The sequence below is a fragment of the Streptomyces sp. NBC_00386 genome (genome assembly GCF_036063235.1).
Taxonomy (GTDB): Bacteria; Actinomycetota; Actinomycetes; order Streptomycetales; family Streptomycetaceae; genus Streptomyces.
In genome coordinates, this window is sequence record NZ_CP107950.1 from 9,573,014 (window position 1) to 9,590,389 (window position 17,376).

General features: G+C 69.1%; 16 protein-coding genes and 3 pseudogenes. 7 read left to right on the top strand and 12 right to left on the bottom strand.

The window, feature by feature from the left end:
* Positions 1 to 130: 130 nt before the first annotated feature.
* Positions 131 to 619, bottom strand: a complete 489-nt coding sequence (locus tag OG780_RS41860) for a DUF3885 domain-containing protein (protein WP_328457319.1) — start codon at positions 617 to 619, stop codon at positions 131 to 133.
* Between the two features lie 107 nt (positions 620 to 726).
* Positions 727 to 840: pseudogene (locus tag OG780_RS41865) on the bottom strand (peptide-methionine (S)-S-oxide reductase MsrA); the annotation flags it as partial.
* Between the two features lie 113 nt (positions 841 to 953).
* On the opposite strand from OG780_RS41865, the pseudogene OG780_RS41870 reads away from it, so the two are divergent.
* Both OG780_RS41870 and OG780_RS41875 read left to right on the top strand, forming a co-directional pair.
* A pseudogene (locus OG780_RS41870) lies at positions 954 to 1,247 on the top strand (hypothetical protein); the annotation flags it as partial.
* A gap of 280 nt (positions 1,248 to 1,527) precedes the next feature.
* A pseudogene (locus OG780_RS41875) lies at positions 1,528 to 2,425 on the top strand (IS5 family transposase).
* Positions 2,426 to 2,438: 13 nt separating this feature from the next.
* Here OG780_RS41875 and OG780_RS41880 read toward each other — a convergent pair.
* The 3 genes from OG780_RS41880 to OG780_RS41890 all read right to left on the bottom strand — a co-directional run bounded on the left by OG780_RS41880 (position 2,439) and on the right by OG780_RS41890 (position 4,869).
* A complete protein-coding gene (locus OG780_RS41880; protein ID WP_328457321.1) occupies positions 2,439 to 2,783 on the bottom strand; it encodes a hypothetical protein in 345 nt (114 codons plus the stop codon).
* 39 nt (positions 2,784 to 2,822) lie between these two features.
* On the bottom strand, positions 2,823 to 3,788 hold the full coding sequence (locus OG780_RS41885; protein ID WP_328457323.1) for an SMP-30/gluconolactonase/LRE family protein: 966 nt from the start codon (positions 3,786 to 3,788) through the stop codon (positions 2,823 to 2,825).
* A gap of 181 nt (positions 3,789 to 3,969) precedes the next feature.
* Complete coding sequence (locus OG780_RS41890; RefSeq protein WP_328457325.1) at positions 3,970 to 4,869, bottom strand: helix-turn-helix domain-containing protein; 900 nt, start codon at positions 4,867 to 4,869, stop codon at positions 3,970 to 3,972.
* Positions 4,870 to 5,012: 143 nt separating this feature from the next.
* Between OG780_RS41890 and OG780_RS41895 the strand changes: the two genes are divergently transcribed.
* Complete coding sequence (locus OG780_RS41895) at positions 5,013 to 5,513, top strand: SRPBCC family protein (RefSeq protein ID WP_328457327.1); 501 nt, start codon at positions 5,013 to 5,015, stop codon at positions 5,511 to 5,513.
* Between the two features lie 339 nt (positions 5,514 to 5,852).
* Here the strand turns inward: OG780_RS41895 and OG780_RS41900 are convergent, their stop codons facing one another.
* The 4 genes from OG780_RS41900 to OG780_RS41915 form a co-directional block, all read right to left on the bottom strand.
* Entirely contained in the window at positions 5,853 to 6,134 is a 282-nt protein-coding gene (locus tag OG780_RS41900; protein WP_328458740.1) for a hypothetical protein, read from the bottom strand.
* Positions 6,135 to 6,563: 429 nt separating this feature from the next.
* Entirely contained in the window at positions 6,564 to 7,583 is a 1,020-nt protein-coding gene (locus OG780_RS41905; protein ID WP_328457329.1) for an NADPH:quinone reductase, read from the bottom strand.
* Positions 7,584 to 7,673: 90 nt separating this feature from the next.
* Positions 7,674 to 8,567: an aldo/keto reductase gene (locus tag OG780_RS41910; protein WP_328457331.1), complete on the bottom strand. Its 894-nt coding sequence runs from the start codon at positions 8,565 to 8,567 to the stop codon at positions 7,674 to 7,676.
* A complete protein-coding gene (locus tag OG780_RS41915) occupies positions 8,564 to 9,121 on the bottom strand; it encodes a TetR/AcrR family transcriptional regulator (RefSeq protein WP_328457333.1) in 558 nt (185 codons plus the stop codon). Before OG780_RS41915 ends, OG780_RS41910 begins: the two co-directional genes overlap by 4 nt.
* A 317-nt stretch (positions 9,122 to 9,438) precedes the next feature.
* Between OG780_RS41915 and OG780_RS41920 the strand changes: the two genes are divergently transcribed.
* From OG780_RS41920 to OG780_RS41935, 4 genes are all read left to right on the top strand, one after another.
* The gene (locus OG780_RS41920) at positions 9,439 to 9,855 is read left to right on the top strand and encodes a hypothetical protein (RefSeq protein WP_328457335.1); all 417 of its coding nucleotides are present in this window, start codon (positions 9,439 to 9,441) and stop codon (positions 9,853 to 9,855) included.
* A 430-nt stretch (positions 9,856 to 10,285) separates the two neighbouring features.
* Entirely contained in the window at positions 10,286 to 11,164 is an 879-nt protein-coding gene (locus OG780_RS41925; RefSeq protein WP_328457337.1) for a CPBP family intramembrane glutamic endopeptidase, read from the top strand.
* A gap of 28 nt (positions 11,165 to 11,192) precedes the next feature.
* A complete protein-coding gene (locus OG780_RS41930) occupies positions 11,193 to 12,422 on the top strand; it encodes a sensor histidine kinase (RefSeq protein ID WP_328457339.1) in 1,230 nt (409 codons plus the stop codon).
* A 4-nt stretch (positions 12,423 to 12,426) separates the two neighbouring features.
* Positions 12,427 to 13,119, top strand: a complete 693-nt coding sequence (locus tag OG780_RS41935; protein WP_328457341.1) for a response regulator transcription factor — start codon at positions 12,427 to 12,429, stop codon at positions 13,117 to 13,119.
* Positions 13,120 to 13,629: 510 nt separating this feature from the next.
* Here OG780_RS41935 and OG780_RS41940 read toward each other — a convergent pair.
* The 3 genes from OG780_RS41940 to OG780_RS41950 form a co-directional block, all read right to left on the bottom strand.
* A complete protein-coding gene (locus OG780_RS41940) occupies positions 13,630 to 14,670 on the bottom strand; it encodes a WD40 repeat domain-containing protein (RefSeq protein WP_443062280.1) in 1,041 nt (346 codons plus the stop codon).
* A gap of 376 nt (positions 14,671 to 15,046) precedes the next feature.
* The gene (locus OG780_RS41945; protein WP_328457345.1) at positions 15,047 to 15,670 is read right to left on the bottom strand and encodes a hypothetical protein; all 624 of its coding nucleotides are present in this window, start codon (positions 15,668 to 15,670) and stop codon (positions 15,047 to 15,049) included.
* 305 nt (positions 15,671 to 15,975) lie between these two features.
* Positions 15,976 to 17,370, bottom strand: a complete 1,395-nt coding sequence (locus OG780_RS41950) for a hypothetical protein (RefSeq protein ID WP_328457347.1) — start codon at positions 17,368 to 17,370, stop codon at positions 15,976 to 15,978.
* Positions 17,371 to 17,376 lie beyond the last annotated feature (6 nt).

Genomic DNA, 17,376 nt, shown 5'->3' on the forward strand with positions numbered 1-17,376 from the left:
TCGGCTCCATCGGTCCGGTCGACCCCTTGAACCTGCTGAAGAGGTCTGTGAACACGGCTTGACATGAGTCATCAAACAGCGTTCACAGACCCCTGCGCGGCCGACCGGGGAAAGGGAGCCGGCCCGGCTCTCAGAGGCCGGCTGGGTGGCTGGAAAGCCAGTCGGTGTGCCGGTCACGTACGCGGTCACGTTCTGCAGGCGTGGCAAGGATGACGTCTGCGCCGCCGTCGTAGGGGTGGTGGATGCGTCGCAGTTCCGTGTCGGCGATGAAGACTTCGACGAGCGCCTCGTCCGCGACGGCTCGCAACAGCCCGTCGATGCAGCCGCGGTTCCACCGGCGCCGATCGGCGTACAGCCGCGTGTGGGTGTGGAACTCCGGGTCGGGGTCGTCCTGGTCCGACTCGGTCCACCAGCGGATGCTGTCGGGGTGCAGTGTCTGTCGTGGTGTCGGGTAGCCCTCGGGCCCGGTCGGTGTGTCCGACCAGTCCATGGTCACCACGAATACGTCCGTGTCCGCGAACAACTCGTCCAGGATCGTGTTGTACCGGTCCAGCACGATCGCGTGCTCGTCCTCGGACTCCGGGTAGCGCTTCGAGCCGGGGAGGCTGTGGAAGCGCACCCAGTGATCCGCGTACCTGGTGCGGAACGTGTGAGCGACGGGAGGGCCCGCCGGATGCCGTTCCCTCCACAAAGCCGCCATGAGCTCAGGGTCGATGGCGAAACTCCCCCCTTGGTTGGAGCCACATCGATCGGACAGGAGACGCCGGTTCCGCCGTGGCCGTTGATGTTGCGGTCAAGATACTGCTGGTGGTAGCCGTCCGCCGGGTAGAACGTACCGCCCGCCGAGCAAGGCAGGCGCCCACCCCGATGACGGTGGATGCAAGTTACGCCTGCGTGGTGGACCGGGGTCATCTTCGGGACCGGCCTGCTGGGGTGTGGATCATGGTCCGGTGATGAAGTGGACGAAGAAGACGCCTCTGGTCGGGCAGTCCGAGCATGAGCCGGACCTCTCGGCCTACCAGCGGGCGATGCGCAACCGGCTTCTCGCGGCCCCTGTGGTGCCCGCGCCCGAACCCTGGCGGCCCGTCTTCGAGTACGAGTACGGCGTCCCTGCCAGCGGGCTGCTCGGTATCGGCTTCGCCACGGACCCCGATACCGGCCACGATCTGGTGATGGTCGTCTCGCACGACGGGCACGGTCTCTTCGACGCCGTCACCGGCGAGAAGATCGCAAGGGACCGCGACCCCGCTCAGCCGTCGGCGGACAGCTGGTCGAGTTCGAGGCCGATCATCTGGTCGTAGGCGGCCGGCACGATCAGTCTTTGCCGCTCAGTTCGGCACCTACTGCGGGCGGATGCCTTTCTCAGGACCGTGTGCATCGCGATCCGTGACTCCTGCGCTGCGCAACCTTCGAGATTCCTTGCCGAACGTGGAATCACCTTGGTTCTCGCCGGTGAGGACCTGTCGGCGGCCAGGTTCTGTCCGGCGGATCATGTGACCGTCGTGCGGTCGGGTCGTTGTTCTGACCATGGGGCGGGGTGATCTGACGAATGACGAGTGGATACGGCTTGAACCGCATCTGCCGAAGTCCGGTGCCCGGGGCGGACGGTGGTGCAACCACCGGCAGGTGATCAACGGGATCTTGTTCCGGGTCCGCACCGGGCTGCCGTGGCGTGACCTGCCTGAGCGTTTCGGCAGTTGGAAGACCGTCTACGAGCGGCATCGGCGCTGGTCCGCGGACAGGACTTGGGACAGGATCCTCCAGGCGATCCAGGCGATCCAGGCGATCCAGGCTGACGCCGATGTCCACGGCCGAGTGGACTGGAGCATGGTCAGCGTCGACTCGACCTCGTGCCGGCTCACCAGCACGCGGCCGGAGCCCCGTGGAGAACGCCGCGAGTCCCGAAAAAAGATCAACGCCTCGGCAGCACCGCCCCGACGAAGGACTCGGACGCTCCCGGGGCGGCCTGACCTGCAAAATCCACCTCGCTGGCGAAGGCGGATGCCGACCGCTGGCACTGCTGATCACGCCCGGCCAGTGGGGTGACAGCCCGCAGTTGATCCCGGTCCTCGAACGGATTCGGGTCAAGCGGCCAAGCGGCGGGCGCCCGCGCACTCGCCCCGACCACCTCAGCGGCGATAAGGCGTACAGCTTCCGCCGAAACCGACGCTACCTGCGCAGACGCCAGATCAAGCACACCATCCCCGAACCGAAGGACCAGAGAGCCAACCGCCGGCGTCGAGGCGGCATGGGTGGCAGGCCGGCCGGGTTCGACAAGGAGATGTACAAGCGCCGCAACGAGGTCGAGCGCACGATCAACCAGCTCAAGCACTCCAGGGCCATAGCCACGCGATACGACAAACGCGCCTACGTCTTCGCCGGAACCGTCACCGTGGCCTCGATCCGCCTGTGGCTCAAGCCCTGACGAGCCGGTGCCGTCAGAGGGCTTCCAGGTCTTCGGCCCGCCGCCCGAGTTCCGCCGCGATGTCGTCCCAGTCCGGGCCATGCAGCCACAGGTTCTGCGCGGCTTCCCGAAGCAGAGCCGGCTCGGCTGGCCTTTGCAGGAGCACGAGCCGATAGGCGAGGTTGCGAATCCACACCGGGAGCTGGCCGTCGACCAGGTTCGGGCAGAGCTCCCGCAGCATCGAGAGGATCGCGTCCGCATCAGCGAACGTGAGCTCCTCGACGAAGTAGTGCTCGCGGTGCTCCTGGCCGCACGCCGGTGTCGGACGGTATTCATCTCCGTAAAGGCACCTGGCGTGCTCGGTCAGGGTGCTGTGCATGCGCTGCACCCTACGACGTCGTGATCCGCCGGACAGAACCTAGTCGTTCAGGTGGGCGAGGAGCAGGTCGGGGTCCTTGGCGGTGACGTAGGCGGCGCTCAGCACGTAGACGGTGTCGCCGCGCAGGGCGATGGACGTGGGGTTCTGCAGGCCGTCGGCCGCGGTCAGCACGACGGAGTGGCTGCCGCCGGGCTGGACGAGCGCGACCTCACCGGGACCGTTGAGCGCGGCCAGCAGCTGGTCGCCGTGGCCGGTGAAGGCGAAGTCGTCGATCCCCGGCAGGCCGGTGGCCTCGGTCCGGACCGAACCGGCGCGCCCGTCATGGCGGATGGGGATGCGCAGGATGGTGCCCTTGTCGAGGTTGGTGGCCCAGACCGCGCCGTGATGGACCTTCAGGCCGTTGGCGCCGAGGAAGCCGGTGGAGGCCAGTTCGGGGGCGGTGGACCAGGGGGTGGGGGTGCCGCCGGTGGTGGGCAGACTCCAGACGGTGCCCAGCACGGAGTCGGTGACGTAGAGGGTGCGGGTGCGCGGGTCCAGCGCCAGGCCGTTGGGCAGGCCGTTGGCGGGCAGCGCGGCGATCCGCCGGGGTTCGCCGCCGGGGCGCAGGCGCCACACGCCGGTGAGGTCGGGGGTGCCGGTGGCGTAGAGGAAGTACAGGGTTCCGTCGTGGGCACGGACGATGCCGACGGTCAGCGGGAAGCCCAGGACCGGGGTGTGGACACCCCCGTCGGCGGGCTTGGGCAGGGTGGCCAGGATCCGGATGGCGCCCTTGGGGGAGACCTCGGCGATCTGGCGGCCCTCGGCGAAGGTGACGTACGCGGCGCCGCCCGGTGCCAGGGCGACGTTCTCCGGCGTCTGGCCCTTGGCCAGGTCGAAGTGCACGGCGATCCGCGCGTTGCTCAGCGGGGCGGAGACGGCCGAGGCCGCGGCCGGGCTGAGCGCTGCGGCAGCGGCCGCGACAAGGACGGCCGCCGACACGGCGGGCGTGGAGATCTTCTTGAACATGGTTCCTTCACTGGTTTTCGGGCATGCGGCAGCAACACGCCGACGCACGCGTGGAGACAGGTGGATTCCGCTCGGGGCCCTGCGGCCCCGGGGGTTGATGCCGGCGGCTGGTCGTCAGCCGTGTCCGGGTGGGACGGGTGCTCGCAAGTGCCGGTCGAGCGCCCGGTGGCGTTGCGTGAGGTCAGCCGACGTCTGCCCGTGGCGCCGGCTGCGCCGGGTCGGCCGGGACGGTGTCCTGGGTGATGACCTGGGCGAGCAGGGCCAGCGCGGCCCGTGAGGGCGAGCCCGCCTCCGTGGTGGCGACCACCATGTTGGGGCCCGGCCCATGGCTCAGGGTCTGCTGAACGACGGTCAGCGGGCCGACCAGCGGGTGCCGCATCTCATAGGCGGCGACGGCACACGCCTTGACCCGATGGTCGGCCCACATCGAGGCGAACTCACCGCTCTTTGCGCTCAGTTCACCCAGCAGCGCGTGCAACGCCGTGTCCTGCGGATGCTGGGCCGCCACCAGGCGCAGATTCCCCACCACCGCCCTGGCCTTGCTCGGCCAGTCCGCGTACAGGTCGCGGGTATGACAGTCGAGGAACACCAGTCTGGCCATGTTGGGACGCTGCGCCGACAGGTCCGGGACGCCAGGGTCCAGGTGCCCGGCGAACAGCGCGTGGCCCAGGCGATTCCACGCCAGCACGTCGCTGCGCCGGCCGAGCACGATCGCGGGAACGTCCGCCAGCACGTCCAGCAACTGAGCCGTCGCCTCCGTCACACGCTCCGGCGCAGGCCGCCGGCCCCGAGTACGAGGCCTGTCCGCCCGGGCCAGGTCGTGCAGGTACCGCCGCTCGGACTCGTCCAGCCGCAGAGCCCCGGCGATCGCGTCCAGCACCTCGGGCGACGCGCTCAGTGACTGCCCCTGCTCAAGCCGTGTGTAGTAGGAGGCGCTCACACCCGCCAGCAACGCCAACTCCTCGCGCCGAAGCCCCGGCACACGCCGACGCTCCCCATAGGTGGGCATCCCGATGTCCTCGGGACGCAGCTGGGAGCGTCGCGCCTGCAGGAAGTCCCCGAGCTGCGATTTTCCGGTCATGGATCCGAGTATGGGCCGACTCGAAACGCACAGCCTGCCCCAGCTGTGGATAGGTACCAGCCGGTCTGGCTCCCCGGCAGGACTGGTGATGACGTGGGCGTCGCCGAACCCGGCACCACCCCGCACGTACCCAGGAGGACGCCTTGAGCGCAACCACCAACGAACACGACCTCTTCGAGGTTCTGGCCGCATCAGCCTTCGCCTTCACCAGACGCGCATGGGTGGATGCTGCACCCGCCCGGGTCTATGACCTGGTCAGTGACGTGTCCGCGATCGGCCGCTGGAGCCCCAACGCGACCGACGTCACGTTCGACCAGGGCGCCGGGCCTCGGGCCGGCGCCTGGTTCAGCGGCCGCAATCAGAAGGACGGCAGGGAATGGACCACCCGCTCCCAGGTCGTACGAGCCGACCCCGGCGAGGCCTTCACCTTCGTGGTCGGCGGTGCCGAAGACGGCATCGTGCAGTGGAACTGGACCTTCCACCCCCAGGGTCGCGGAACCGTCGTCGAGCAGTCCTGGCAACTCCTCCGCCTCGACCCCGTACTGGGCACCACCCGCGCCGACCTCGACGCACTCCGCGACTACATGACGAACAGCGTCGAAACCACCCTGATCTCCCTCGCCCAATGGATCGCCGAAGAGTGAGGTTCCCAGGTGTGGCTTCGTCGACGGTGGCAGGCGCGAGAGACGCGCCGAGACCTGTCTGCCCCCTCGTGCCGCACCGTGTTGATTTACTCCGGCCTGGATGAGTGGGGGCTCTATGGAGGCGTACGGAGTCCTGGACACCGCCACACGAAAGGGTCTGTGAACGCGCCTTGACGGATCGTCAAGGCGCGTTCACAGACCTCAACAGGTGGTTCGCCAGGGGCCAGAACTGGCCTTCCACGCCCCGGAGGTCGGCCCCGTTGGGGCGTCCCGCATCCGCGCCATGATGGTCCATGCCGTCGAACTCGCTGCCGCGGCGGACCAGTTCGCCGACCGCGGTCAGTCGCCGATGAACCACGGATACAGGTGCAGCCCGCGCTCGACGACCTGGCACGGCTCGCGGGCCTGCTCGGCCCAGTCGCCGCCCAGGTCGACAGGAAGCCGGTCGAGCTCCGTCGGCAGCAGCGGCATCTGCCGCTGGTTGAAGACGGCATCCCCATACGGCGTCAGGGCCCAGAGCATCGGGAACTCCGTCGGGTTCGGATCCGTGAAGCCGGCCGTCCACTCCACACCGGCCTCGGCGTCGGCCACAACTCTGCGACTGTCACCACGCACCGCCATATTGATCACCCGCCGAGCCTATCGGCGCCCACAGCGACCCGCGAAGGAGCAACCGACCGTGACGTCTCCTCAGGTCCCGGCGCTGCCCGAGGAGCTCGACAAGCTGATGCGCCGGATGTGCCTGCCCCGCATACGCAAAGCTGCACCCGACGTTCCGGGCGCCGCCCGCGTTATCCAGGGTCGTCAGATACCACCAGGCACGTTGGGTACGTGGTCTTCAGCGGACATGCCTCACTGATATCCATGGGTTCTTCTGGCATGTTGGGGACGTGAGCCAGGCAGGCTGTCCGGGAGGCGATGGCGGGGTTTTGGTCGGAACCTGCCAGCGCCGGTCCGGGGTCGGATCTTCGCGGCGAGCCTGCGGCTGGGGGAGCTGCGGCGTGCCGATTGCGGCTACGCGCAGATGTCGGTACGGCGGCTGGCCATGTGTCAGGACGTGATGTCCACCAGGACTTTGCCGACCGCGCCGCTTTCCACTGCCCGGTGTGCGTCGGCGGTGCGGTGGAGCGGGAGGCGTAGCAGTGGCAGGCCGTGTTCTTCGCCGACAGGCAGGGCGCCGTCGCGGACCGCGGCGGCGACGTCCTCGACGGCCACGGCGCGTGCCTCCGGGCCGGCCGTGTAGAGCACCAGGAACTGAAGACGTGTGTTGAGCACCATGTTCTGCAGTACGTTCAGTTCGACCGGCTTGCCGCCGTCGTTGGCGTAGGTCGCGATCGTGCCGCGCGTCCGCAGTACGGCCAGGTCCAGTGCGAGGTTCGCGCCGAGCGCCACCTCGGCGATGATGTCGACGCCGTTCGGGGCGATCTTGCGGATCTCGGTGGCCGGGTCGCCTTCGCGGTAGTTGATCACGTGGTGGGCACCGGCGGCGGTGGCCAGCCGGGCCTTCTCCGGGCCGCTGACCGTGCTGATCACGGTGGCGCCGGCCCAGCGGGCGAGCTGGATCACGGCGTGCCCGACCGCCCCGGCCCCGCCCGCGGCGAGCACGACCTGGTCGTCGAGCGCCCCGGGATGGAGACGGCCGGGTCCGTCCTCGGCGACGGTGAGCGCGCGATGAGCGGTCAGCGCGGGGACGCCGAGTGAGGCACCGAGGCCGAAGCCGGCATCGTCGGGCAGCGGCACCGCCCGCTCGGCGGGTACGACGGTGTACTCGGCGGCGGTGCCGGTGGGCCGCCCGGCGGCGGCCATGTACAGCCAGACCCGCTGGCCGGTCCGGCTCTGCTCGACCCCCTCGCCCACGGCGTCGATCACACCGGCACCGTCCAGGTGCGGGGTGACCTCGGAGAACAGCTTGGGATGGGCGACGCCTGAGCGGGCTTGCCAGTCGGTCGGGTTGACTCCGGACACGGCGATCCGGACACGGACCTCGCCGGGGCCAGGTACGGGCAGGTCACGGTCGACTAACTGAAGAACCTCGGGGCCGCCGTTGTCGCGGTAGATGATGGCTTTCATGATCTGTCCTTAGATCCTTGGCGGATATGGGCTGTGCGCCGTGGCCGGGCGCCCGGGCTGCGGCCGCGAGCCGGGCCCGGTTGGTTCCGGTCAGCCGATGGGGACTTCGTTGGAGCGGGACTCGATGGCGTCGAGGGTGGCGAGGGTCGCGGCGTCGAGGGTGATCTCGCTGACCGCGATGTTGGCCTCCAGATGGGCCGCGTTGGCGGTGCCGGGGATGAGCAGCACGTTCGGGGCGTGGTGCAGCAGCCAGGCGAGGCCGACCTGGGAGGGTGTGACGCCCAGGGACTCGGCCGCGGCGTGCACCGCCGGCTCGTCGGTCGCTTTGGGCAGGCTCGGGAAGGCCCCGCCCAGCGGGAAGAACGGCACCCAGGCGATGCCCTCGGCCGCGCAAAGCCGCAGCATGTCCTCGTCGTCGCGGGAGACGAGGCTGTAGGCGTTCTGGACGCAGACGACGCCGGCGGGCAGGGCGCGGCGCAGGCCGTCGAGGGTGACGCTGCTCAGGCCGATCGCGCCGATCTTCCCCTCGTCGCGCAGGGCGGTCATCACCGCGAGCTGGTCGTCGAGGTCGACGACTTGATCGCCGTCAGGGCGCAGGCCGGGGCCGGAGTCGAGACGGCGCAGGTTGACCACCGGGAGCTGGTCGGTGCCGAGGCTTCGCAGGTTGTCCTCGACGCTGGCGCGCAGTTGTTCGGGCCGCTGCGCCAGACGCAGTGGCAGCGGCCCGCCCGGGTCGGGATCGGCACCGACCTTCGTGACGACCAGGACGCCGTCCTCGGGGCGCAGCGCCTCGCGGATCACGTCGTTGGCGAAACCGAAGCCGTAGAACTCGGCGGTGTCCACGTGGTCGACGCCCAGCTCGACCGCGCGGCGCAGCAGCGCGACGGCGTCGCTGCGGCGGTCGTGCAGGCGCTCGAGCTGCAAGGCGCCGTAGCCGATCCGGAAAACGGTGCGGGCGGCTAACGGAGCGGTCGAGGTGGTCATGACGATGTCTCCTCGGTCGGTGATCGCAAGGCGGTGTGCAGCAGTTCGGCCAGGTAGAGCGCCATCACCCGGTCGGTGATCGGGACGACCTGCTCCTGGGCCTCGGCCGGGTCGAGGTGCTCGACCTTGACCAGGTGGGCCGTGACGCAGTCGTGCACCATGGCGCGCATCCGGTCGATCGTGTCGACGACGATGCCGCGGATGGCCGGGTTGGTGGTCGCCCCGCCCCAGGTCTGCACGCCGACGCGGGCCTCGGCGGGGTCGATCGCGGCTATCAGGCGGGCGAGCAGTTCGTCGGGGTCTGGCGGGGTGTCGCTCGCGGCGTAGTCGCCGAGGGCTTCGGCGCGCTTGGTGAGCACCGCGTGGGCGGAGGCCTGGACCAGGTCGGCCTTGCTGCGGTAGTGGGCGTAGATCGAGCCGTTCGAGAGGCCCGACTCGGCCGTGATGTCGGCGATCGAGGTCCGCTCCAGGCCGTTGCGGCTGAAGCAGCGTACGGCGGCCTCGGTGATCTGGGCGCGCCGAAGTTCCTTGCGTGCGTCGGTAAGCCGCGGCACTGCACCCTCCAGCAAAAGGAATCACTGCTCTGCTTGCAGAACCCACCATACAGAATCGCTGCTCTGTTTAGCTTGGAATGGGTCACGGGTGGACAAGCCCGGCCGTGGACTGCGCCCAGCGCTGAGACCTCTCCGAAGTCCTGCGGCTGCTTCGCCCAGGAGGTCACCGGCCGCGACGCGGCAACCAAGGGTTGTCCCGCTGTTCGCTCGTCCACACCCCTCGTGCGCTACAGCGACTGACCGGCGGCTGACTGGCCGGATCGGGCACCAGGAATCCGCTTGGGCCCGCCCGCGGACGATGCGTACCTTGTCGAACCATGTGCTACCACGCGTTCAACGGCGCCTTTCGGCACTACGTGTGCGTCGCGTGTCGGCTCGCCTTCAAGGGCAGCGCGTGGCCGATCCGGAAGCGCATCTGTCCTGGCTGCCGTGAACAGCTCGTCTTCGCCGGCTACGACTTCGCCGCGCCCCGGCGACGCGACACGAAGGCATGGTCCGTCGTTGCGACCGTGCTCGCGGAGGGGCTGACCTACGATCACCGCCCTGGCTGCGGCTGCTCGCGGCTCCCCTCCTTCCGGCCCCGGACCCGAGCGCAGGTGCGTGTCCGGCGACGCGCGGCCGAGCGGCTGGGTCTGCCTCTGTCGGTGACCCTCGCTCGCCGCGACGCCTTCACCTCGGAGAGCCGCGACGAGCAACCACCCTCTCCGTCGGCCGCGAAGCGCGACACGACCTGAGCGTCGACGCGGCATGATGGCCTGCATGACCAACGACGTGGATCTGCATCCCGCACGGTCTGCTCTCCCACGGTCGGCGACAGCGAAGAGGCACCATGACAACCGCCGCCACCGACGCCCCAGTTGTGGTCGAGAGACCAGGGTCGGCACACCCGGCCCTGGAGGCTCTCCCCGCGAGCCGTGGTCGTACCGCACAATGCGGAACGAGTACTTGTGCTGACAGCGGCAGAGCCTTCGGATCGGTGAGTATCGGCGTCGATGCAATCGATCACGACTCGATACCCGCCCTGGACGGGCGGGCAGGGGCGGCGCATCCCCCTTGCGAGCTACAGGGATTGTCCATGTGGGGGTGACTCGCGGACGTCGGCGCGTCCCTAGCGTGGTTGTCAGGTCGCCACCGGTGCGACCACCACCACAAGGGGAGGCCACGATGGGCACGACATCCACCGCACCGCACGACACAGGCTCCGGCCCGGACGAAGAGGGCGACGGCCGGGGCGGCCGTTTCGGCCGGATCGTTCGGTCACCGCTCGGCTGGATGCTGACGGGCATGGTCGGTGTCGGTCTCGTCTCGGGCCTGACCGCGACTGGCCCCGGTCCGGTGCCGGCGCTGGGAGCGGCTGCCGCGGTGGCCGTGTACTGGACGGTCATGCGCTTCGTCGCACGACGCTCCACGCCGGAGATCGCCCGGCGCGGGGCCGGCCGGGAGGTATTGCTCGGCTGCGGGATCGGTCTGGGCTTCATCCTCGTGTCCGCACTCCTGATCACGGCCTTCGGGGGCTACTCGTTCTCCTGGGCGGGCAACGGCTTCGTGTCGGTCGTGTGGTCCGCGGTCATGGTGCAGATCGGCGCCGCGGTCACCGAGGAGCTGATGTTCCGCGGTCTCGCCCTGCAGGCTCTGGAGCAGTTGTGGGGCAGCCGGGCCGCCATCGCGATCACCGGGCTGTTCTTCGGCATCGCCCACCTGGGGGCTCCGGGAGCCAGTGGGCGGAGCGTGGTGGCGATCGCTCTCGAGGCGGGCGTCATGCTCGGTGTCGCGTTCCTGTGGCGGCGTAGCATCTGGTTCGTCGTGGGTCTGCACTTCGCCTGGAACACTGTCGAGCAACTGCTCGGCGTCCCGGTCTCCGGGCACACCCCCGAGGCTCTGTACACCGTCGACGTCCATGGTTCCACTCTGTTGACCGGCGACGGCTTCGGCCTGGAGACGTCGATCGTGCCCATCGTCCTCGGCGTACTGATCACCGTCCCGATGGCCGTCCTCGCCCACCGGAACGGCCGACTGCTGCCCCGGCGGCGGGCCCGGCACTGAGACAGACCGACTGGAGGAAACGGAAGTGATGTCCCGTCAGGCGCTCTGGAGTCCCCCGCTGTTCCGGGCATTACGTGACTGGTGGAGCGAGCGGGATGCCTCCGTCAAGGACGGTGTCCTTGCCCTGGTGCTCACCCTGCTGGCCTTCGTGCCGACCCTGTCGAACATCGGAGGGCAGATCGGCGATCTGCCCGAGCGGCCGGCGAACGCGCTGGGCATCGGACTGATCCTGGCCCAGACCCTGCCGCTGGCAGTCCGTCGCCGGTGGCCCGCGATCTGTCTGGCCGTCGTCGCAGGCGCGTTCGCCGTGCACCAGGCGCTGGGCTTCGCGACGACGTTCGGGAGCGTGGGACTGTATCTCGCCCTGTACTCCGCCGGGTCCCATCAGGTCGGCCTCCGCCGCGCTGTGACCGTCGCGGCGAGCGCGGCCTACGCCGTACTGGCCGTCGTCCTGCACCACCTCGGCTCACCACAGGAAATCCCGGACTATCTCGCGTTCTATCTGACTCTGGCCGCGATCTGGCTGGTGGGGAGTGCCGTGCGCATGCGGCGAGGGGAAGAGGTGGAACGGCGGCGGCTGGCCGCCGAGGTGGCCACGGCCGCCGAGCGGGCACGGATCGCCCGCGAACTGCACGACGTGGTCACCCACCACGTGACGGCCATGGTGGTCCAGTCCGACGCGGCGCAGTTCCTGCTCACGTCCGCGCCGGAACGGGCCGGGGAGGGACTGACGGCCGTCAGCGACACCGGCCGCCGGGCTCTGACCGAGCTGCGGTACCTGCTCGGTGTGCTGGAGGCGACCGGTGAGTCCGCGTTCGCCGACCCGGCGCGTGGGGACCGGGCCCCGACCCTGGGACGGGTGGTGGACCTGGTCGAACAGGCCCGCAGGTCGGGTCAGCCGGTCGAGTTCAGTGAGCGGGGCGAGCGGCGGGCGCAGTCCGTGGACGTGGAACTGGCCGCGTACCGCGTGGTGCAGGAGGCGCTCACCAACGCGATGAAGCACGCGTCCGGGCAGATGGCACGCGTCCTGGTCCGGCACCGCGAGGAGCACGTCGAGATCAAGGTGACGACCGACGCACCCACTGCCTCCCCGGCGACCGTACCGGTCCCGCGGAAGCCTGGCCCAGCGGGCGGACGAGGCCTGGCCGGGCTGCGTGCACGGGTGTCGATGCTCGATGGTGAACTGGAGGCCGGACCCCGGCCCGAGGGCGGGTTCGAGGTCCGCGCAACGATTCCGTCCAAGCCCGTTCAGGAGTGACCCCGTGAGCGATGCGCCGCAACCCATCCGTGTACTCGTCTGCGACGACCAGGAACTGGTGCGGACCGGCTACGTCACCATCTTCTCCGCGCAGCCCGACATCGAGGTCGTCGGGGAGGCCGAGAACGGGCACGCGGCGGTGGAAGCCGTACGGCGGCTGCGGCCCGACGTGGTGGTGATGGACATCCGGATGCCCCTGCTCGACGGCATCCAGGCGACCCGGCAACTGGCCGGTCCCGATGCCGAGTTCCCGCCGAAGGTGCTGGTCGTCACCACGTTCAACGTCGATGCCTATGTCTACGACGCGCTGCGGGCCGGAGCCAGCGGCTTCCTCCTCAAGGACGCGCCTCCCGCGGAGCTGGTGAACGGGATCCGTACGGTCGCCCGGGGCGAGGCCCTGCTGGCGCCCGCCGTCACCCGCCACCTCATAGGTCACTTCGCCGAACACCTGCGGCCGGCCGACACCTCCAGGCAGGCCAGGGAAGACCTCGTACGCGCGCTGACCCCCCGCGAGCTCGACGTGCTCCGGCAGATCGCCGAGGGGCTGTCGAACGCGGAGATCGCCACGGCACTGTTCATCACCCCCGAGACGGTCAAGACCTACGTTTCGCGGATCCTGGCCAAACTCGGCCTGCGCGACCGGGTCCAGGCGGTCGTCCTCGCCTACCGGGTCGGGCTGATCCCAGCGGCCGACTGACTGGGGGCCGACCCTGCTGCGCCTGGCCCGGGACATGCCTCAGGTGCCCTCTGACAGCGCCCGGCCGCCCATGCCTCGAACAGTGGCCTGACGGTCTCCCAGCCCGGTCCGGGCACGAAATGGCACAAGAACGTCGGCTGGTCGACCTCGTACTCGCGAAGCTCACCGACCCGAACGTCTCCACGCATGAGCCACCATGTCCTCACTCTGCTCCCGTTCTTCGCCGCGGAAGCACGCTACTGCTGTCCGTTCACGTTCGAGCTGTGCGAATCAGTCGCTCCGCATCGGCACAGGACGGTTGGACCGTCGCCGCAAAGTCTGCGGACGTGGGTTGACATGAGTCGGCAAGCCGCGTTCGCCGACCCCGGGGGCACGCACGTGACACTTTGCCCGGCCGACTTCCTCGGGTGTCCGCCGGAGCGTGGATCGTGGCCAGGAACCCTTGACGGAGTGCCGGCCGGGCCAGAAGTCCTGCCCTGGCCCTCGAAGCACGGGAAACGGCGCGCACCGTCAGCTCGTTTCCCACAGCCTCACCGTTGTGTCGACGCCGCAGCCGGCGAGCATCCGTCCGTCCGGGCTGAACGCCAGACCCCGCACGGCCTTGGGGTGGCCGGTGAGATGGGCGGTCGGGGTCAGGCGCGTGGGGTCGGTGACATCCCACAGGGTCACGGTCGCGTTCTCGCATCCGGAGGCCAGCAACCGGCCGTCCGGGCTGAACGCCACCGCATACATCTGCCCCGTGTCCCCAAGACTGGCCAGGGGGAGGGTGCCTGTGCCCGTCCTCACGGGATGTGTCGGGTCGGTGACGTCCCACACCGTGACGGCTCCTTGTCGCCACGACCCGTAGGTGCCGGAGACAACGCCCAGATCCCCGCTGCCGGTGGCCAGTAGCCGCCCGTCATGACTGAACCCCACCGAATGGACGGCCGGCGCCCCGCCCGCGGACAACGCCTTGAACCAATCGCGGGCCTGCGGTCGGACGACGGCGGTTCGGACCGGATGCGTCGGCTCGCTGACATCCCACAGGACCCCGGTGTTCTTGTCGCCGTCGGAACCCGAGGCCAGTAACCGTCCGTCCGGACTGAACATCACCGATATGACGGGACCTGACCGCCAGGCACGCCGATGATGGGTGACACGGGCGCACCGGCTCGGCCGTGCCGGGTCGGAGACATCCCAGACGATCACGGCGCGGTCGCTGGCGCAGGCGATGAACCGTCCGTCCGGGCTGAAACTCGCCGCGTGGACACCGCCTTGCCGCCAGCCGTCGCGAAACAGCCAGCCGGGGCGTTCATGGACGAGGACCGCCGACCGGGCCGGGTTCACCAGGGCCGTGACGTCCCAGAGGATCACGCTCCAGTCGGTGCTTCCGGAGGCCAGCAGCCGTCCGTCCGGACTGAACGCTACCGCGTTCACCGCTCGGTGATGGCTGGTGAGGCCGGCGGCCCGGGTCGGGTGGGATGCATCCGTGACGTCCCAGAGGACCACGGTCCTGTCGCTGCTTCCGGACGCCAGCAGCCGTCCGTCCGGGCTGAACGCCACCGCGTTCACCGCTCTGCCGTGCCCGCTGAGGGTAGCGGCCGGTCCCCGCCGCGGAGGCGGCGACGGCCGTCCCAGGAATGCCATGGTGCAGTCTCGCGCGATCCGGCATCCCGCGGAAGGCGGAGCGCTGACTTCCGCCGCCCGGCCGTGCAACGGTGCCGACGGGTCCGCGCGCCCCGGCCTGTGGACGCAACCATGCCCATCACCTCGCATCACATGGGTATCAGGGCAAAGGTCTGTGAACGCTGCTTGACTTGAGTCATCAAGCAGCGTTCACAGACCCTTTCCGGGCTGTCGGCGTGGTTGGCGAGGGGTGCCGGGTGCGGGTCGGCTGGTGAGCGGGACCGACATCGTCCCCGCGCTGTGAAAGCCATGCTCCGGAACGTCAGTCGAACGCCACGACCAGGCGAACGCCTTCATCCCCGAAGCGGCCTGCAAGAGCCCTCATCACGGCGAAGACATGTGGCCAGTGCGTTTCAGGACCCAGGACAGCGCCAACGGTCAGCCGTTCGTATACGCAGACCATCTCGCCGGTGGTCCATTCCACGCGTTCTGCCGCACGGTGCACGTCCGCGGGTGGCACGCCTACCACGGACAAGACTTCCGACGGCCACGGATCGGCCACGAACTGTCGATACCTCACCGATGGCAGCGATTTCGTGTGCCAGGTCAGTCGGCCGGTGCGGAGATCGGGCACGGTCGCGAGATCGATCGATGCAAGCTCCGCCCAGTTGACCCAGCTCGCGCCGTCCAGATCGCCCGTTGCGACCAAAGGCCCCAACTGCGAGCGCATCCCGCTCGACAGGTCATCGGGAAGTCCTCGGTCCGGAGCAAGAGGCTGAAAGCCCGCGTAGTTGCGCACTCCGAAGAGACAAGCGAAGGCCGCGTAGTCGGTCTCGTCGTACAGCGGCCAAAGATCCATGGCAGTCACCCATGGCTCGCCGTCGTAGCAGTCGGTGTCGACGCCGGGATGACGAAACTCGATGCCACCATGAATGTCCGTACTCACAACGCCGGACCCTAGCAACGGCAGTCTGGACAGGCACGCCATTATCGGTCAGTCAGCAGCGGACTCGGCCCGTTTCGCCACAGACGTGCGGGGTGCGCTCTCGGAAGTAGCCCCGAGGTGCGCCGTCTGTCTGCATGGCCGGGAATGAAAACCAAACGGGCCGAGCTCTCGGCGGGACGAATCCGGGGAAAGGTCTGTGAGCGAGGCTTGACTTGAGTCATCAAGCAGCGTTCACAACCCTTTTCATGGCCGAGGACAGCAGGATTCCGCAGCCAGAGGCCCCGTTGCAGCGCGTGCTTCTGTGGTCAGCGAGGGATGCCTGCGTCGTCCAGGTATCGGTGCATGACTTCCGCGGGAAGGCTCGGGTTGCTGAGGGCGTGGGAGGAGGTCTCTGGATTCCCGCAGCTTTGGAGGATGAGGTCGACCGGCAGCGCGGGGTGTGCGGCTGCCATGGCACGTACCCGATCGTCGGGGTCGGCGAGCAACCGGACCACAGCGTCGGCGGGCGCTTCGGAGTCGAGCCCCACCAGCCATCGTTTCTCTGGATCCGGGTCGTCGGCGAAGCGTTCTCCGCTGCCCGTGCGCGGGAAGTTCGGGTGGTGCAGCAGATCGCCCTTCGTGATGACAGCGCAGTCCAGATACGTCTGCAGCACCACCTCCCCGTCGACGGTCGGTTGGTTCTCGCACAGCAGGAGTCGCACCGGGTAGTCATCGTCCTTCGAGAGCAAGTCGACGGCGTCGGCAGGCAGGTGCCGGTTGTGGGCGGCGCTGCGCCGCAGCAGGATATTGGCCGACTTGGCGCATTGCCGAAGAACGTCGGGATCGGTGCAGAGGCGAACCCATTCGACGGGATCGAACCGATCCAACGGGCTGATGGTGACGTCGATGACGGTACGTTCAGCCTCCGCCAGCTCGGGTCGTACCGAGACCGCCAGCCGGACGCTGTGCGCGTCGTCGTTCGCCAGCGTCCTGACGATGTCGATGGGAACGTTCAGGTTGGCCGCCAGCGCCCGGCGGTCCTCCATTTCGGTGCCGGCTGCGAGCTGTTCGGCGGTCGCCGTCCTCATCACGCCGTGCCGGATCACATCCTGCCTGGGCAAACAGCCGATTTCCGCGTCGAGAAGAAGGTCCGTGCAGTCCGCGTCATCGCGGCAGGCCTTCATCATTGCCGCCTGACGGACCCTGCCATCGGCGTCGTGGAGCAGACGGCTTCGAGTGTCCTCGGAAAGCGAGGCCCACTCGCGGCAGGCTGCCCGCCGAAGATCCGCGTCCTGATGGTCGGCAAGCCCTGCGACCAGGCTTGGAGCTGTGTGGCGGGAGAAGGCCGCACTTCGGCGGACCGGCAGTTCCGGATCGGCGAGCAGGCGCTGCTGAGTGGCCAGGGGCAGTGGTTGCGCGGGGCTACGGAACCATTCGGGTCCGATGGCCAGGTAATGCCGGACGCGTGGATCGGGATCGTCCACGAGCCGAGCGCGTTGCTCCGCCGTCACCGCACCGTTCCCGGTGAACACTGTCCGCAGCCTGTGGTCGGGATGCGTGACGATGGCGTCGACCACCTCGTCCGGCAGGGCGCGCCAGGCGAGCGCGTCCCACGCCGCCTTGGCCTCCCCGCACAGCAGCCTGGTCAACACCGCGACCGGCGCCGCAGGATTTCGCGCGATCGCATCAATGGTGTCGCGATGACCGCAGTCTCCATACATTTCGCC

What these genes read in the sequence shown, in the direction of transcription:
- OG780_RS41880 (WP_328457321.1), bottom strand. Translation starts at nt 2,783, where the DNA reads ATGCACAGCACCCTGACCGAGCACGCCAGGTGCCTTTACGGAGATGAA.
- OG780_RS41885 (WP_328457323.1), bottom strand. Translation starts at nt 3,788, where the DNA reads ATGTTCAAGAAGATCTCCACGCCCGCCGTGTCGGCGGCCGTCCTTGTC.
- OG780_RS41890 (WP_328457325.1), bottom strand. Translation starts at nt 4,869, where the DNA reads ATGACCGGAAAATCGCAGCTCGGGGACTTCCTGCAGGCGCGACGCTCC.
- OG780_RS41900 (WP_328458740.1), bottom strand. Translation starts at nt 6,134, where the DNA reads ATGGCGGTGCGTGGTGACAGTCGCAGAGTTGTGGCCGACGCCGAGGCC.
- OG780_RS41905 (WP_328457329.1), bottom strand. Translation starts at nt 7,583, where the DNA reads ATGAAAGCCATCATCTACCGCGACAACGGCGGCCCCGAGGTTCTTCAG.
- OG780_RS41910 (WP_328457331.1), bottom strand. Translation starts at nt 8,567, where the DNA reads ATGACCACCTCGACCGCTCCGTTAGCCGCCCGCACCGTTTTCCGGATC.
- OG780_RS41920 (WP_328457335.1), top strand. Translation starts at nt 9,439, where the DNA reads ATGTGCTACCACGCGTTCAACGGCGCCTTTCGGCACTACGTGTGCGTC.
- OG780_RS41925 (WP_328457337.1), top strand. Translation starts at nt 10,286, where the DNA reads ATGGGCACGACATCCACCGCACCGCACGACACAGGCTCCGGCCCGGAC.
- OG780_RS41930 (WP_328457339.1), top strand. Translation starts at nt 11,193, where the DNA reads ATGTCCCGTCAGGCGCTCTGGAGTCCCCCGCTGTTCCGGGCATTACGT.
- OG780_RS41950 (WP_328457347.1), bottom strand. Translation starts at nt 17,370, where the DNA reads ATGTATGGAGACTGCGGTCATCGCGACACCATTGATGCGATCGCGCGA.